This window comes from Mesorhizobium sp. USDA 3734, assembly GCF_056279665.1.
On the sequence record NZ_JBWCCW010000001.1, the window covers coordinates 213,315 to 229,455 of the forward strand.

At 64.2% G+C, this 16,141-nt stretch carries 15 protein-coding genes and 1 pseudogene; 9 read left to right on the forward strand and 7 right to left on the reverse strand.

All coding sequences use genetic code 11. From position 1 onward, the window contains the following. Positions 1–29 precede the first annotated feature (29 nt). Entirely contained in the window at positions 30–2,759 is a 2,730-nt protein-coding gene (locus ACZ89F_RS01090; RefSeq protein ID WP_476090029.1) for a DUF4118 domain-containing protein, read from the forward strand. Continuing rightward, positions 2,756–3,448, forward strand: a complete 693-nt coding sequence (locus tag ACZ89F_RS01095) for a response regulator transcription factor (protein WP_476090030.1) — start codon at positions 2,756–2,758, stop codon at positions 3,446–3,448. Before ACZ89F_RS01090 ends, ACZ89F_RS01095 begins: the two co-directional genes overlap by 4 nt. A 13-nt stretch (positions 3,449–3,461) precedes the next feature. Here the strand turns inward: ACZ89F_RS01095 and ACZ89F_RS01100 are convergent, their stop codons facing one another. From ACZ89F_RS01100 to ACZ89F_RS01130, 7 genes are all read right to left on the reverse strand, one after another. Then, a complete protein-coding gene (locus ACZ89F_RS01100) occupies positions 3,462–4,898 on the reverse strand; it encodes an MFS transporter (RefSeq protein WP_476090031.1) in 1,437 nt (478 codons plus the stop codon). A gap of 203 nt (positions 4,899–5,101) precedes the next feature. Next, positions 5,102–5,584, reverse strand: a complete 483-nt coding sequence (locus ACZ89F_RS01105) for a DUF992 domain-containing protein (protein ID WP_476090032.1) — start codon at positions 5,582–5,584, stop codon at positions 5,102–5,104. Between the two features lie 91 nt (positions 5,585–5,675). Further along, positions 5,676–6,152, reverse strand: a complete 477-nt coding sequence (locus ACZ89F_RS01110; protein ID WP_476090033.1) for a DUF992 domain-containing protein — start codon at positions 6,150–6,152, stop codon at positions 5,676–5,678. A gap of 203 nt (positions 6,153–6,355) precedes the next feature. Then, positions 6,356–7,198 carry a tetratricopeptide repeat protein gene (locus ACZ89F_RS01115; protein ID WP_476090034.1) on the reverse strand — a complete coding sequence of 281 codons (843 nt, stop codon included), beginning with the start codon at positions 7,196–7,198 and terminating at the stop codon, positions 6,356–6,358. 141 nt (positions 7,199–7,339) lie between these two features. After that, positions 7,340–7,618 carry a 30S ribosomal protein S21 gene (gene rpsU, locus ACZ89F_RS01120; protein ID WP_023671138.1) on the reverse strand — a complete coding sequence of 93 codons (279 nt, stop codon included), beginning with the start codon at positions 7,616–7,618 and terminating at the stop codon, positions 7,340–7,342. A 201-nt stretch (positions 7,619–7,819) separates the two neighbouring features. Beyond that, on the reverse strand, positions 7,820–8,206 hold the full coding sequence (locus ACZ89F_RS01125; protein WP_476090035.1) for an SET domain-containing protein: 387 nt from the start codon (positions 8,204–8,206) through the stop codon (positions 7,820–7,822). 128 nt (positions 8,207–8,334) lie between these two features. After that, on the reverse strand, positions 8,335–9,093 hold the full coding sequence (locus ACZ89F_RS01130; protein ID WP_476090036.1) for an SDR family oxidoreductase: 759 nt from the start codon (positions 9,091–9,093) through the stop codon (positions 8,335–8,337). A 256-nt stretch (positions 9,094–9,349) separates the two neighbouring features. On the opposite strand from ACZ89F_RS01130, the gene ACZ89F_RS01135 reads away from it, so the two are divergent. From ACZ89F_RS01135 to ACZ89F_RS01165, 7 genes and pseudogenes are all read left to right on the forward strand, one after another. Beyond that, positions 9,350–10,603 carry a sarcosine oxidase subunit beta gene (locus tag ACZ89F_RS01135; protein WP_476090037.1) on the forward strand — a complete coding sequence of 418 codons (1,254 nt, stop codon included), beginning with the start codon at positions 9,350–9,352 and terminating at the stop codon, positions 10,601–10,603. Beyond that, entirely contained in the window at positions 10,603–11,043 is a 441-nt protein-coding gene (locus ACZ89F_RS01140; RefSeq protein WP_126070401.1) for a hypothetical protein, read from the forward strand. Before ACZ89F_RS01135 ends, ACZ89F_RS01140 begins: the two co-directional genes overlap by 1 nt. A gap of 12 nt (positions 11,044–11,055) precedes the next feature. Then, positions 11,056–11,352 carry a sarcosine oxidase subunit delta gene (locus ACZ89F_RS01145; RefSeq protein WP_109659161.1) on the forward strand — a complete coding sequence of 99 codons (297 nt, stop codon included), beginning with the start codon at positions 11,056–11,058 and terminating at the stop codon, positions 11,350–11,352. Beyond that, complete coding sequence (locus tag ACZ89F_RS01150; protein ID WP_476090038.1) at positions 11,349–14,342, forward strand: sarcosine oxidase subunit alpha; 2,994 nt, start codon at positions 11,349–11,351, stop codon at positions 14,340–14,342. The genes ACZ89F_RS01145 and ACZ89F_RS01150 overlap by 4 nt, the downstream gene beginning before the upstream one ends. Further along, positions 14,335–14,919, forward strand: coding sequence for a sarcosine oxidase subunit gamma (locus ACZ89F_RS01155; protein WP_476090039.1), 585 nt, complete (start codon positions 14,335–14,337; stop codon positions 14,917–14,919). Before ACZ89F_RS01150 ends, ACZ89F_RS01155 begins: the two co-directional genes overlap by 8 nt. Positions 14,920–14,978: 59 nt before the next feature. Beyond that, a complete protein-coding gene (locus ACZ89F_RS01160; RefSeq protein ID WP_109661205.1) occupies positions 14,979–15,209 on the forward strand; it encodes a hypothetical protein in 231 nt (76 codons plus the stop codon). Between the two features lie 77 nt (positions 15,210–15,286). Continuing rightward, positions 15,287–16,073 (forward strand): annotated as a pseudogene (locus ACZ89F_RS01165) (ThuA domain-containing protein). The last annotated feature ends 68 nt before the right edge of the window (positions 16,074–16,141 follow it).

The following is a 16,141-nucleotide window of genomic DNA, read 5'->3' on the forward strand; positions in this document are numbered from 1 at the left end:
ATCCCCGACGCCATCCATGATCGATCCTGATGCCGGACGATAGAAGCAACGACACCAGACCTTCTCCCGACGCACTGCTTGATCATGCCGAGCGGGAGGGGCGTGGCCGTCTGCGGATATTCCTCGGCGCGGCACCGGGCGTCGGCAAGACCTACGAGATGCTGATGTCGGGCCGCGCCAGGCTGGCCGATGGCGTGGACGTGGTGATCGGCGTCGTCGAGACGCATGGCCGCAAGGAAACGCTGGCCCTGGTCGAGGGCTATGAGGTCATTCCCCGCCGCAAGGTCGACTACAAGGGGCGCATCCTCGATGAGATGGATATCGACGCGATCATAGCCCGGCGCCCGGCGCTGGTTCTCGTCGACGAACTCGCCCACACCAACGCGCCCGGCAGCCGCCATCCCAAGCGCTATCTCGACGTCCAGGAAATTCTGACGCAAGGCATCGACGTCTACACAACGCTCAACATCCAGCATGTCGAAAGCCTGAACGACGTCGTCGCCCAGATCACCAAGGTCAGGGTCCGCGAGACGGTCCCCGATTCCATCATCGACCAGGCCGACGATGTCGAGATCATCGATCTCACCCCCGACGACCTGATCAAACGGCTCGAGGAAGGCAAGGTCTATTTCCCCAACACCGCCCAGCGCGCGATCGAGAACTATTTCTCGCCCGGCAATCTGACGGCTCTCAGGGAACTGGCGCTGCGCCGCACCGCGCAGCGCGTCGACGACCAGTTGCTGATCCATATGCAGGCCCATGCGATACCCGGACCGTGGGCAGCCGGGGAAAGGGTTCTCGTCTGCCTCGACGCGCGCCCGGGAGGAGCGGCCCGCGTGCGCTATGCGCGCAGGCTCGCCGACCGGCTGCGTGCCCCATGGACGGCGCTGCATGTCGATAGCCCGCGCTCGGCCAGCATGCCCGAGGATGACAAGGACCGGCTCGCAAACAACCTGCGCCTCGCCCAGCAGCTTGGTGCCGAGGTGACGACCATTCCGGGTCAGAATGTGGCGCAAGACATCGTGCGTTACGCGACGGCGAACAATTTCACCCATATCGTGGTCGGCAGGCCGACCCGCTCGCGCTGGCGGGAATTGATCGAAGGCTCGCTCACCTATGATCTCATCCGCAATGCCGGTGATATCAGCGTCCACGTCATTTCGGGAAACGAACGCGGCACCGAGGCGGCGTCGAGGAGCATCAGGGCGGCGGACGAGCAGTGGCAGTTCGAGATCTGGCCCTATCTAAAGGCCACGGCCTTTGTCATGGGCTCGCTCGCCTTCGCCGTCCTTCTCGACCAGTTTCTCGACGTTCGCAATCTGGCGATCATTCTTCTCATCGGGGTGCTGGCATCGGCGGTAACCGGTGGTCTGTGGCCGGCTCTGTATGCCTGTTTCGTCAGCGCCCTTGCCTTCAACTATTTCTTCCTGGAACCGCGCTACACGCTGACCATCAGGGATCCGGAAAGCATTGTCGCGCTTGGCGTGTTCCTCGTTGTCGCTGTCATTGCCAGCAATCTGACGGCGCGCGTGCAGCGTCAGGCGGTCGCCGCCCGCTCGCGTGCGCGGGCTACCGAGGACATCTATCTCTTTTCCAAGAAGCTCGCCGGCGCCGGCACGCTCGACGACGTTCTCTGGGCCACCGCCTTCCAGATCGCCTCGATGCTGAAGCTGCGTGTGGTGCTGCTTCTGCCAGAAGACGGGACGATCACCGTCAAGGCCGGCTATCCGCCCGACGACACGCTGGCCGAAGCCGACATCGCTGCCGCCCGCTGGGCCTGGGAGCACAACCGCGCCGCGGGACGCGGCGCCGATACGCTTCCCGGCGCCAAACGCCTCTATCTGCCCTTGCGCACCGGGCGCACGGCGATCGGTGTCGTCGGCCTCGACAACGACAGGCAGGGGCCGCTGCTGACGCCCGAGCAGCAGCGCCTGCTCGATGCGCTGGCCGACCAGGCAGCAGTCGCCATCGAGCGCATCCAGCTCGTCGCCGATGTCGATCGCGCCAAGCTAGCGGCCGAGGCAGACAGGTTGCGCTCGGCGCTGCTGACCTCGATTTCGCATGATCTGAAGACGCCGCTCGCCGCCATCATGGGCGCAGCCGGCACGCTGAGGGAATTTGCACCGGCACTTCCTGAAGACGACCGGGCAGAGCTGCTGACGACCGTGCTCGATGAATCCGAGCGGCTGAACCGCTTCATCGCCAACCTGCTCGACATGACCAAGATCGAGTCCGGCGCAATGGAGCCGAACTACGCCTTCCACTATGTCGGCGACATCGTCGGCTCCGCCCTGCAGAGGGCCAGGAAAATCATTGCCGAGCACAAGACCGAGACTGACATCCCCTCCGATTTGCCGATGCTGAAGGTCGACCCCGTCCTGTTCGAGCAGGCGCTGTTCAATCTCCTCGACAATGCGGCGAAATATGCCCCGGCCGGCTCGACGATCCGCGTGCAGGGCTGGACCGACAATGGCTCCGTCCTCCTGCAGATCATGGATGAAGGGCCGGGCATTCCCCCTGGCGATCTGGAACGGATTTTCGATACTTTCTACCGGGTGCGCAAGCGCGATCAGGTCCGTGCCGGCACCGGGCTCGGGCTGTCGATCTGCCGCGGCTTCATCGAGGCGATGGGGGGCACGATCACGGCGGCGAACCGGACCGATCGTTCGGGCGCGGTCTTCACCATCAAGATGCCGAAGCCGGCAAACCCGCCCGAACTCGACGCCTCGAATACGGACGATGTGGGTGACTTGGCATGACAAACTCGAACGTCAGGATACTGGTCGTCGATGACGAGCCGCCGATCCGCAAGCTGCTTCGCGTCGGGCTCGGCAGCCAGGGCTACGCGATCAGCGAGGCGCCGAACGCCAGGGTGGCGATCGAGCTGATGGAGGCGGAGAAGCCGGACCTCGTCCTGCTCGACCTCGGCCTGCCCGGCATGAGCGGCCATGAGCTGTTGCGCAAATGGCGCGACGACGGTCTCGACATTCCGGTGGTCATCCTGTCCAGCCGCACCGACGAGGCCGGCATCGTCCAGGCTCTGGAACTTGGCGCCGACGACTATGTCACCAAGCCGTTCGGTATGAACGAACTGGTCGCACGCATCCGCGTGGCGTTGCGGCACAAGTTCCAGCAACAGGGCGAAAAACCGGTGTTCCACACCGGTGACCTCAGCGTCGATCTGGTCAAACGCATCGTCAAGGTCGAGGGCAAGGAGGTAAAGCTCTCACCGAAGGAATATGACATCCTGCGTATCCTCGTGCAGCACGCCGGCAAGGTGCTGACCCACCATTTCCTGTTGAAGCAGGTCTGGGGCGATTCAACCGACGTGCAGTATCTCAGGGTCTATGTCCGGCAGCTTCGGCAGAAGATCGAGAAGAGCCCCGACCAGCCGCGCTACATCACCACCGAGACCGGCGTCGGCTATCGCCTGCGCGAGGTCGAGTGAGCAGGCTGAAGTTTTAGCCGATAGCTTCCTGCGGCTGGCCAAGGGGCGTGGATACCCGCAAGGCCGCCAGGCAGCCGACAATGCCGAGCGGCACGAAGGCGAGAAACAGCCAGGACGCGACATTCGCCGCAGCGTCATGGTTCAAACCTTGCGAAAAGCCGCTGGCATTGGCGACGATGCCGGCAAGTGCGGCACCCACGGCATAGCCGATGCGCTGCATAGTCGGCACCGCCGCCGAGGCAATGGTCTGCTCGTCCTTGGGTGCGGAGGCGACGATGACGCGCGTCAGGAACGGCCAGGCGATGCCGAAGCCGCCGCCTTGCAACAGGGCGCAGATCAGGATCAGCGGAATGGAGCCCAGGGGTATCGTATAGGCAAAGCCGGCGATGCCGGCCGCGATCATCACCGCGCCGCCGATGATGATCAGCCGCTCGCGCTGCGGCGGTGCATTGGCGACGAGGATCGACAAGATCGACCAGGCGATCGATTCCGCTGCAATGATGTAGCCGGTGGTCAGCAGCGGAATGTCGTGCAGGCTGGTCAGCAGCAGCGGCCCGTAGACGCCGAAGGAACAGGTCGCCACCGAAAAGGCGGCAACCATGGTCATGCCGGCGCCGACCGGCGTGCGCCATGAGAACAGCCGCGCCGGGAACAGCCGCGAGCGCGGCTTCAGCGCGTCGATGTAAAAGAACAGCACCAGGCCGATGAGGCCAAGGGCCATCAGCAGCGAGGAGCGCAGCAAGGCGATGTCGACGCCGGCCGAGGCGATCAGCACCACGGCGACGGCAAGGCAGCCAAGGGCTGCGAACGGGAAGGGCGGCGCCTTGCCGGTGCTCGCCCTCGGTTTCGTCGCCTGCGGCGTGTTGAGCACGATGAAGCTTGCCAGCGCCATGGCGGTGCCGCCGAGGGTGAAGATGCCGAAGGCCCAGCGCCATGACAACAGCTCGGTCATGATCGCGCCGAGCAACGGTCCGCTGAAGGCGGCGACGCCCCAGATTGCCGACATGATGCCGAACAGCTGCGGCCAGATGGCGCGTGCGAACAGCCGTTCGACCGAGACGAAGGCCAGCGACACCAGCGCACCGCCGCCAAGCCCTTCGATCAGGCGGCCGGCAAGGAACAATTGCATGGAAGGAGAGGTGGCGCAGATCAGCGCCCCGGCTGCGTAAAGCAGCGCGGCGACCACCATGTTGGTGCGCAGGGGAACATAGCTCACCAGCCGTCCGGCTGCCGCGCCGGCAACGATGGCGCCAAGTTCATAAATCGCCAGCGACCAGCCGACGAGCTGGACGCCGGCCAGTTCGCCGACCATGGCCGGCATCACCGTTGCCACCATCGTTTCGTTGGTGGCGTGCAACAGGATGCCGAGGCTGATGAAGCAGAAGCGCGCCAGGTCGCCGCTTGCCCACAATGCGCGCCAGTCGACCCTGTTTGTGCTGATTTCGGTCATTTTCCCCCCTGCCTTGCATATCTCGACGCCAGCGCAGGGCGCCAGAAGCCAGTACGGGTTTCCGGCAGGACCATGCGAATCGACCGCGCCGGATTGCGCGCCGCATCGAGGCGTTGTTGCGTTCGGGGCAGGCTTGTAAAACCTCAACCGCGATTGAGCTCAAGCGAATTTTTCGGGATATGTTTGCGGTTCCGGTGGCGCGATCAGTTCTCGGTGCTGCGCAACTGGAACTGGCTGACGCCGATCGCGAGGTTCATGCCGGTCTGCGTCTGCAGGCTGAGTGGCTGCAAGGTGAAGGCTTGCGAAGAGCCGCCGACCAGCAGATTGGCGCCGGCGCCGACGGCGGCCGTCACCTCGGCGCTGGCGCCGATATAGTCTCCGGCCAGCGCACCCGGCGCATAGATGTTCTTCAGCGGCGTCAGCACGATCCACTGCATGACCGTCTGCTTCGTCGTGCCGATGTCGAGGCCGTATTTGTTGACCGCGCCGAAATAGGCTTCCGGCGCGAAGCTCTTGTCGGCAGGGTTGAAGGTGCAGCTCAAATCCTTGCTGGAGCCGAAGATGAAGCCGGTGCCGCCGCCGATGGCGCAATCGAGCGTGCCGAGCTCTATGCCTTGGTCCTGCGCTTGCGCCGCGCTGGCAAGCAAGCTGGCGAATACGGCAGCAGCAATGGCTGTCTTTGGCATGGCGGTCCCCCAAAAATCAAACGGCGCGGAACCATCCTATCTGGTTCCGCGCCGCGGGGTGAGGGGGCATGGAGCGCATGGCTCCATGCATTCACTTGAACGAGTGGATCAGTTGGAGCGAGGTCACAGCCACGGCAAGGTTGACGCCGGTCTGCGCCTGGACGCTGAGCGGCTCCAGCATGAAGGCGCTGTCCAGGCCACCAACCAGCAGGTTGGCGCCGCCGCCGGTCACGACGCTCGCCTCGGCGTTGACGCCGTAATAGCTGCCGGCGAGATCGCCCCCATCACGATCGCGGGTCGCAGCCAGCACGGCCCAGACCAACTGGCCCTGATGCGTCTGGCCGACATCGACACCGATCTTGGAGATGACACCCGTGTAAATCTCCGACGGTCCGTGATGGTGGGGGCGGAAGACACAGGACACGCCCTTGTTGGAGGCGACGATGTAGCCGGTGCCGCCGTCGATGGTGCAGTCGAGCGTGCCGAGCTGCAGCTTGCCGGCGCTGGCCGGAGCTGCGGCGAAGACCGTCATGGCGAGGGCAGCGGCGCAGGCGAGTTTCTTGATCATGGGAGGGTCCTTTCGCAAATCACTTTTTAACAACGGATTGGGTAGGCAGACCGTTCCGCTGAAAACTTGGCGCGATCAAGGCGAGGGCCAACAGCTTGTTGGCGGGGTTAATGCGCGGTTGCCGGATTGACGAGGTGAATCGCGCTGCGCGTCCTTTCGGACGCTGCGGCACCTGATGCGCACGTAGCCAGCTGAAGTCGATGTCAGCTGACGCGGGCGAGGCCGTCCTTGGCCGGCTGGTAGGTCGGATCAAGGTGCACGGCTTCGCGGTAGGATTTCCCGGCCTTGACCTTGTCGCCGCGCCGCTCGTAGATCAGCGCCTGATTGGCCCAGGCCTCGGCGTTCTTGCCGTCGAGCTTGATCGCCATGTTGAAGTCGGAGAAGGCATTGTCTTCGTCGTTGGTCGCCAGATAGGAGAGACCGCGGCCGTTATAGGGTTCGGCGGCGTCCGGCGCCAACGAGATGGCCGTCGAGAAGTCCTCGATAGCGAACTTGTGCTGGCCCTGGCTCTGATAGATCAGGCCACGATTGTGGTAGGCACGCGCGTCGGTCGTGTCGAGCTGGATCGCCTTCTGGAAGTCGTTGAAGGCGTCCTGGGTGCGACCTGCCTTGCGGTAGAGATTGCCGCGGCCGATATAGGCGGCGTCATAATTTGAATTGATCTGGATCGAACGGTTGTAGTCCTCGAGCGCGGCGGTCTGATTGCCGAGGAAGCGCTGGATGAGCGCGCGGTTCGAATAGGCCTGGTAGAAATTCGGGTTGAGCTGGATGGCCTGGTTGAAATCCTTGAGCGCTGCCTGGTACTGGCCGCCACGGCCATAGGCCGAGCCGCGCACATTGTAGCCTTCGGGATCCTGGGGATTGCGCTGGATGACCGCCGACAGCGAGGAGATGTTCTCGCTCGACCCTTGCGCCTTGTCGATGTTGTTGAATTCACCGGTTGGGCCGGCCGTTTGGCAACCGGCAAGCGCCAGTCCGGAGAGCAGAGCCGCTGTCAGGGCGAAACCACGCAATGCGGTCCCGCGCTCCACGCTTGTTGCGTTCATGTCTGCCCTGTCCTCACTTCAAGCCGCGTCGCTCAGGTCCGGTTCCCCCCTCCGGGCCGGGTCACAATCAAAACAAAAAGGTGGCGGCGATTCCGCATCGCGCCACCTCTGATATCCTTCGAAAAGGACGAAAAATTGGCGTTAGAACCGCGGCGGACGCGGAGCGCCACCTGGACCACCGGCGGCGCCAGCAGCAACAGGGCGCGGCGTCATCGGCAGCAGGCCTTCGCGCTGGGCGCGCTTGCGGGCCAGCTTGCGGGCGCGGCGGACGGCTTCAGCCTTCTCACGGGCGCGCTTCTCGGACGGCTTCTCGTAGTGACCGCGCATCTTCATTTCGCGGAAAATGCCTTCGCGCTGCATCTTCTTCTTGAGAGCGCGAAGCGCCTGATCAACGTTATTGTCGCGGACGAGTACCTGCACGGGCAATCCTGTCTTTCGGGTTTGATATCAACAGGCAAGCGGCCATAGCCACTAGCCTCCGCGGCGGTTTACACCACGAATTGGGGCGGCTGATAGCAGAATCATGCCGCGCTGTCCACAGCCGAAATGCACTTGGAGGGCCAAAGCGCAGTTGGTTTGCCCGGGACAAGTGTGCCACTTGCCCATGAGATAAGGAGCCGACTACGCCGTGGCGAGGTGAAGCCGCTCGAAATCCTCGAAGAACTCGCCGTAGTCGCAGGTGATCTCCTCGCCCGCGGCGATGTCGCGGGTCGCGGTGGCTCCGCCATACTGTGAAAAATCCGTGTTTGGATTGCCGGCATGGTTCATGAAGCGCCCATTGTCGACTTCATAGACCATGAAACCCGGCCGGTCCGGGCTCGGATAGGCATAGCGGTCTAGCAGTTCCCTGAGATGCGAGGGTGCTGCCTGGTATTTGTCCATCGGGATCAGCCGGTCGAAATCGGGATCGAGCCGCCAGATCGAAGCGCCTTTCCTGATCGGCTCGGCGGCGAACACGCCGACCCCCTCTATTGCGCTCGCAGCCACATAGGTTCTGATCAGCATCATGTTTGCAGGATCCGTTTGGCAAGAAGACCCGTTTCGACAGCAAACGGCATCGCCAAATCGCGGCGAAAAAGCAAGACCGGCCGTCTGCCTGGCGGCTATGAACATACGTGTTCGCTGCGAAAAACTCATCACGTCCGGTTGATCGACACGCCGCCATCGGCCAGCAGCGCCGTTCCTGTGGTGAAGCTCGAGGCGTCGGAGGCGAGGTAGAGCGCCGAGCGGGCGATCTCTTCGGGCACCGCGACACGCTTCAGCGCATGCAAACCTTCGACGAAGGCCCGTGATTCCGGAGTCTTGAAGGTTGCCGCCGGCGTGTCGGTGCCACCGGGCAGCAGCGCGTTGACCCGAACGCCTTTCGGGCCGTATTCGGCGGCCAGCACCTGCGTCAGCCCGATCAGGCCTGCCTTGCTCGCGGCATAGCTTGTCATGCCGGGCATGCCGACGGTGTGGCCGACGAAGGTGGAGGTGAAGATCAGCGAACCGCCGCCGCGCTCGATCATCGCCGGCACCTGGTATTTGGCGCCGAGAAACGCGCTGGTGAGGTTGGTGTCGAGCGTCTCGCGCCAGCCTTCCAGCGACAGTTCGGCTATCGGTCCCATCTGGCCGACGGCGCCGGCATTGTTGAAGGCGATGTCGAGCCCACCGAACTTTTCGACCGCCAGATCGACAAGGGCCTTTGCGTAGGCTTCGTCCCTGACATCGCCGGCAAGGGCGACCGCGGTGCCGTCGGTATCCGCGATCTCGGCCACGAGCGCATCAAGCTCGGCCTGGCGGCGGGCGGCGACGATGACCTTGGCGCCTTCCTCGGCAAAGAGTTTCGCGGTGGCGCGGCCGATGCCGGAACTGGCGCCGGTGACGATGGCGACCTTGTCGGCGAGTGCGAACATTTTCTGCATCCCTGTTATTTGCGCCGGCTTCACCGGCAGTTGGGATGCTTGGTCGCAGATCGAGGCAATGCGAGCCACCCGATACCCGCCAAGATGCTGGAAAGCGCCGCAGCGCCGCATGCGTCTTTTTCGTCGCGGCGCAAAACGGCAAGCGCCGTCGCAAACAGCGCAAGGGTGGAAGCGCTGTTTCGCTAGTGATACACCTCGCGCGCCGGGACCGAATGAATGCCCGGCCGCTATTTGCGAGGCCAGGTCGTTGAAGAAATATTCGGTATTCGCCATCGCCCGCGAGGCCATGCGCGGCCATAAGGGCTGGGAGGAACAATGGTCCTCGCCTGAGCCGAAGAAGGAATACGACGTCATCATCGTCGGCGCCGGCGGCCATGGCCTGGCCACCGCCTATTACCTTGCCACGGTGCACGGCGTCACCAATGTCGCGGTGCTGGAAAAGGGCTGGCTGGGCGGCGGCAACACCGGCCGCAACACCACCATCATCCGCTCCAACTATCTCTATGACGAGAGCGCCGGCATCTATGACCATGCGCTGAAGCTGTGGGACGGGCTCAGCCAGGAGCTCAACTACAACGTCATGTATTCGGCGCGCGGCGTCATGATGCTGGCCCACAATGTGCACGACGTCCAGGTGCTGAAGCGCCACGTGCACGCCAACCGGCTGAACGGCATCGACAATGAATGGCTGACGCCGGAGCAGGCAAAGGAATTCTGCCCGCCGCTCAACACCTCCAGGGACGCGCGCTATCCGGTCGTCGGCGCTGCCCTGCAGCGTCGCGGCGGTACGGCGCGCCACGATGCGGTTGCCTGGGGCTATGCGCGCGGCGCCTCAGCGCGCGGCGTCCACATCATCCAGAATTGCGAGGTCACCGGCGTCAAGCGGGCGGCCAATGGCGCGGTCATGGGCGTCGACACGACGCGCGGCTTCATCGGCGCCAAGAAGGTCGGCGTCGTTGCCGCCGGCCATTCCTCGGTGATCATGAACATGGCCGGCGTGCGCATGCCGCTGGAAAGCTATCCGCTGCAGGCGCTGGTGTCGGAGCCGGTCAAGCCGGTGGTGCCCTGCGTGGTGATGTCGAACACGGTGCACGCCTATATCTCGCAGTCTGACAAGGGCGAGCTGGTGATCGGCGCCGGCACCGACCAGTATGTCTCCTATTCGCAGACCGGCGGCCTGCACATATTGCAGCACACGCTCGACGCCATCTGCGAGATGTTCCCGATCTTCACGCGCATGAAGATGCTGCGTTCGTGGGGCGGCATCGTCGACGTCACGCCCGACCGTTCGCCGATCCTGGCCAAGACGCCAGTGCCCGGCCTCTATGTCAATTGCGGTTGGGGTACGGGCGGATTCAAGGCAACGCCGGGTTCTGGCCATGTCTTTGCCCATACGATTGCCAAGGACGACCCGCACCCGATCAACGCACCTTTCACCATCGAGCGCTTCCGCACCGGCCGGCTCATCGACGAGGCGGCAGCGGCGGCGGTGGCGCACTGATGATGGCGCAGATGGCTGTGGCGATGCCGCTGATGCTGGCGGGGGAACAAGTGCTGGCGGGGGAACGGGGCATGTTCCATTTTCCGTCGGCGGACGAAGTCCGTACGCAGCCGATCAGCCGTGCCGGAAACGAAGCCAACTGGCCGTTTTCGGTCGACGAGGGCATGCTGGCCTGCGTCTGGAGCGGCGGCCAGCGGGTGGTTGTCTTCTTCGAGAACAGGCCTTCCGATTTAGGCGTGGACGAGACATTCCAGCCACGTCAGGTGATCGTCACCACCGATCCGATGCAGCTTACCCTCGGCAACATGGCGTATCGCGACCTTTTTCGCCCAGCCGCAAGCGTGGAGGAGCGCATCCGGCTTGTCGCGCCGTTCGCGACGCTGGGACAGAAGCTTTGCGATCAACCGGCGGGCGCCCGCGTCGGCCACGGCGAATTGTAGGAACGAACCAAAATGCTTCTCATCCGCTGCCCCTATTGCGAGGAAGAGCGCCCGGAACTCGAGTTCCGCAACGCCGGCGAGGCGCATATCGCACGCTCGGCCAACATTGCTGGCGAGACCGACGACGATTTCGAAAAATTCTTCTTCATCCGCTCGAATCCCAAGGGCATCATCTATGAGCGCTGGCGGCACATGCACGGCTGCGCGCGCTTCTTCAATGCCGTGCGCGACACCGTCACCGACAAGTTCGTCATGACCTACAAGGCCGGCGAGCCGAAACCGTCGAAGCTCCCGGGAGTTGCCAAATGAGCGGCGCGTTCCGCATTCCCGGCGCCGGCCGCTTCAGCCAAGCCAAGACCGCGTGCTTCAGCTTCGACGGCCAGTCCTATGCCGGCATCGAGGGCGACACGCTAGCCTCGGCGCTGCTTGCCAATGGCGTCCATCTCGTCGGCCGCTCGTTCAAATATCACCGTCCGCGCGGTATCCTGTCGGCAGGTGCGGAAGAGCCTAACGCGCTGGTCGAGATCAAGCGCGACGCGGCACGCAAGACGCCGAACGTGCGTGCCACCGTGCAGGAACTCTATGACGGGCTGGACGCGCAGTCGCAGAACCGCTGGCCGTCGCTTTCCTTCGACGTCGGTGCGGTCAACGACATCGCGTCGCCGCTGTTTTCGGCCGGCTTCTACTACAAGACCTTCATGTGGCCGAAAGCGGCCTGGAAGAGCCTGTACGAACCCAAGATACGGGCCGCGGCCGGCCTCGGCGTTTCCCCGGACCTGCCGGATCCCGACCATTATTCGTCGCGCTACGCGCATTGCGACGTGCTGGTGCTGGGCGGCGGTGCGGCCGGCATCGCGGCAGCGCTTGCAGCAGCGGAAACCGGGGTGCGCGTCATCCTCGCCGACGAGCAGGCCGAGTTCGGCGGCAGCCTGCGTTTCGAGACCGGCGCTAAGATCGACGGCCAGGACGGTTTTGCCTGGGCTAAAGCTGCGGTGGCGAAGCTCGCCGCCATGGACAATGTCCGCGTGCTCTCGCGCACGACGGCGTTCGGCTACTACGCGCAGAATTTCGTCGGACTGGTCGAGCGTGTCAGCGATCATCTGAAAACACCCGGCCACGATCTGGCGCGCGAGCGGCTGTGGCAGGTCAGGGCCAAGCGCGTGGTGCTGGCATCCGGTGCGATCGAACGGCACATGGTGTTCGCCGACAATGACCGGCCGGGTATCATGCTGGCGGGTGCGGCGCGCACCTATCTCAACCACTATGGCGTCGCGGTCGGCAAAAATGTCGGCGTCTACACCGCTAATGACTCGGCTTACGCGGCCGCAATCGACCTGAAGAAGGCCGGCCTCAACGTGGCGGCGATCGTCGATTTGCGCGACAATCCGACCGGACCGGTGATCGACGAGGCGAGGGCGCTCGGCATCGAAGTCAATTTCGGCCGCGCGGTGATCCGCGCCGGCGGCAAGTTGCGCGTTTCCTCGATGACGGTGCAGCCGAAGAATGGTGGTGGCGAGCGCACCATCCCGGTCGACGCGATCCTGATGTCGGCCGGCTGGACGCCGTCGGTGCATCTGTTCTCGCAGTCGCGCGGCAAGGTCGCCTTCAACGACGAGACCAAGCGCTTCGTGCCGGGCACCTATGCGCAGGATTGCGTCTCGGTCGGCGCCTGCAACGGCACTGACGGGCTGTCGGCGACGGTGGACGAGGCCTATGCCGCGGGCGCCAAGGCGGCCAAGGACGCGGGTGCGAAAACCGCCAAGGGCAACAAGCCGAAGGTCGATGCCTCGGAGAGCTGGTCGCGCGGCATGCTGGGTGCGGCGCCCGGCGCCGGGCCGGACACGACGGTGAAAGCCTTCGTCGACTTCCAGAACGACGTCACCGCCAAGGACATCCGCCAGGCGGTGCACGAGGGCATGCGCTCGATCGAGCACGTCAAGCGCTTCACCACCAACGGCATGGCGACCGATCAGGGCAAGACCTCCAACATGCACGGCCTGGCGATTGCCGCCGAGACTCTGGGCAAGCCGATCCCGGAAGTCGGCCTGACCACGTTCCGGGCGCCCTATACGCCGGTGACCTTCGGCGCGATCGTCAGCCATGCACGCGGGCCGCTGTTCGACCCGACACGCAAGACGGCGATCCATCCCTGGGCCGAGGCGCAAGGGGCGGTGTTCGAGGATGTCGGCCAGTGGAAGCGCGCCTGGTATTTCCCCAAGGCGGGGGAAGACATGCACGCTGCGGTCGACCGCGAATGCGTCGCGGTGCGCAAGACGGCGGGCCTGTTCGATGCCTCGACGCTGGGCAAGATCGAAGTGGTCGGTCCGGATGCGGCCAAGTTCATGGAGCTGCTCTACACCAACCCGTGGGAGAAGCTGGAGCCGGGCCGATGCCGCTATGGCATCATGCTGCGCGAGGACGGTTTCATCTATGATGACGGCGTCGTCGGCAGGCTGGCGCCGGACCGTTTCCATGTGACCACGACGACCGGCGGCGCGCCGCGCGTCATGAACCACATGGAGGATTATCTCCAGACCGAGTTCCCGCATCTCAATGTTTGGCTGACCTCGATCACCGAGCAATGGGCTGTCATCGCCGTGCAGGGCCCGAAGTCGCGCGACATCATCGCGCCGCTGGTCGAAGGCATCGACATGTCGGACGAGGCGCTGCCGCACATGTCGGTGCGTGAAGGCAAGATCTGCGGCGTGCCGACCAGGCTGTTCCGCATGTCGTTCACCGGCGAGCGTGGCTTCGAGGTCAACGTGCCTGCCGACTATGGCCAGGCTGTCTGGGAAGCGCTGTGGGCTGAAGGGCAGAAGCATGGTGCGGCCGCCTACGGCACCGAGGCCATGCACGTGCTGCGCGCCGAAAAGGGCTACATCATCGTCGGCCAGGACACCGATGGCACGGTGACGCCGAACGATGCCGGTCTCGACTGGGCGGTCGGCAAGAAGAAGGTCGATTTCGTCGGCATCAGGGGCATGGCGCGGCCGGATCTGGTGGCCAAGGGCCGCAAGCAGCTGGTCGGTCTCAAGACCAAGGATCCCAAGGTGGTGCTGGAAGAAGGCGCGCAGATCGTCGAGGATCCCAAGCAGGCGATCCCGATGAAGATGATAGGCCATGTCACCTCGAGCTACTGGTCGGAAAATTGCGGCCGCTCGATCGCGCTGGCGCTGGTCGCCGGCGGCCGCGACCGCATGGGCGACACGCTCTATGTGCCGATGCCGAACGGGGTGATCGAAGTGGAGGTTACCGGCATGGTGTTCTTCGACGAGACGGGAGGGCGCCTCAATGGCTAAGGCCGCTGCAAGAAAGACGGCTCCGGCTGCATCGCCTTCGGTAGAACGCCGTCCGGCGATGGCTGGACGCAGCACTTCGGCGACCAGCGTCAAGGTCGAGGTGCTGCCGCCGGCTGAGCGCATGTCATTGCGTGCGCCGGAGGCTTCAGTTGCAGCGCTTTCGAAAGCGCTCGGCGTGACCTTGCCGAACAAGCCGAAGACGTCTGCCTCGAAGGGTGGGCGAACCGCCTTGTGGCTCGGCCCCGACGAATGGCTTGTTATCGACGAGGCCGGTAACGATCCGCTCGCCGATTGCGCCAAGGTTTCCGCGCTGCACTCGGCGGTCGGCATCTCGCATCGCAACATTGCGATCGCCGTGACGGGCGCCGGGGCAGCAGCGACGATCAATGCGGGTTGTCCGCAGGATCTGTCGCTCGACGTCTTCCCGGTGGGAGCAGCGTCGCGCACCATCCTGGGCAAGACGGAGATCGTGCTGCTGCGCACAGCCGCCGACACCTTCCGGGTTGAATGCTGGCGTTCCTTCTCGGACTATGTTTTTACTTTCCTGTCCGAGGGATCGCGCGACGCAGCGGTCTGAACTCGGAACGTTTTGCAGGGCACGCTCGTTCTGCATCCGCACGCCGAGGGAGAATGCCGATGCCGTCGAATTCCGCGCCGAAGTCGCCGGTCAAGAAGACATCGGCTGTCCGCTCGCTCGAACATGAGCGGCACGAAGCGCCGAGCGCCGAAGAGGAACTCGAGGAAGGTCTCGAAGACACGTTCCCGGCCAGCGATCCGATATCGATCACCAGCACGTCCATTCCCGGCGCGCCCGCGAAACCGGGCAAGGCCAAGACCGTGCCCGGGCGCAAGAAGCGCAAGACGTAGTTTTCCATCGGGCCAGGCTGCATCGGACCTTCTCAATCCCATTGGACATGCTATTTAAAGCGCTTTGGGAGATGAAAATGCCGACAAAAGCGATCGTTTGGGGCGAGAATGTCCACGAGCAGACCAATGCCGCCGTGCGCGACCTCTATCCCTTGGGCATGCATGGCACCATTGCCGCGGCGCTCAACCAGGACAAGGCTATCGAGGCGACCACCGCCACCTTGCAGGAGCCTGAACATGGCTTGAGCGAGAAGCGCCTGGCGGCCACCGACGTGCTGTTGTGGTGGGGCCACGCGGCGCATGGCGAGGTCAAGGACGAGATCGTCGAGCGGGTGCAGAAGCGGGTGTGGGAAGGCATGGGCCTGATCGTGCTCCATTCCGGCCACTACTCGAAGATATTCAAGCGGCTGATGGGCACGCCCTGTTCGCTGAAATGGCGGGAGGCTGGCGAACGCGAGCGCGTCTGGGCGATCAACCGCGGGCCACCCGATCGCGCAAGGCATCGGCGAGTGCCTGGAGATCGGGGAGACCGAAATGTACGGCGAGCCCTTCGCCGTGCCGGAGCCGCTCGAGACGGTGTTCGTCTCCTGGTACGAAGGCGGTGAGGTGTTCCGGTCAGGGCTGACCTACCAACGTGGCGCCGGCAGGATCTTCTATTTCTCGCCCGGCCACGAGACCTATCCGATCTATCACAATGAGGGCGTGCAGCAGGTGCTGCGCAACGCCGTGCACTGGGCGCATAACCCGGCGCCGGCATGGTCCGGCATCACCAATGCGCCGAACGTGCCGACGGAAGCGGCCAAGGAGAAGATCGTCCAGAAGGGGCTGCGCCTGCATGCCGACGGCGACAAGGGCCTGAGTTGATCGGGCTTGGGCTGATCGGGGACTTGGGCTGATCGGGGCGTGAGTTGATCGGAGCTTGAGCCGATTGG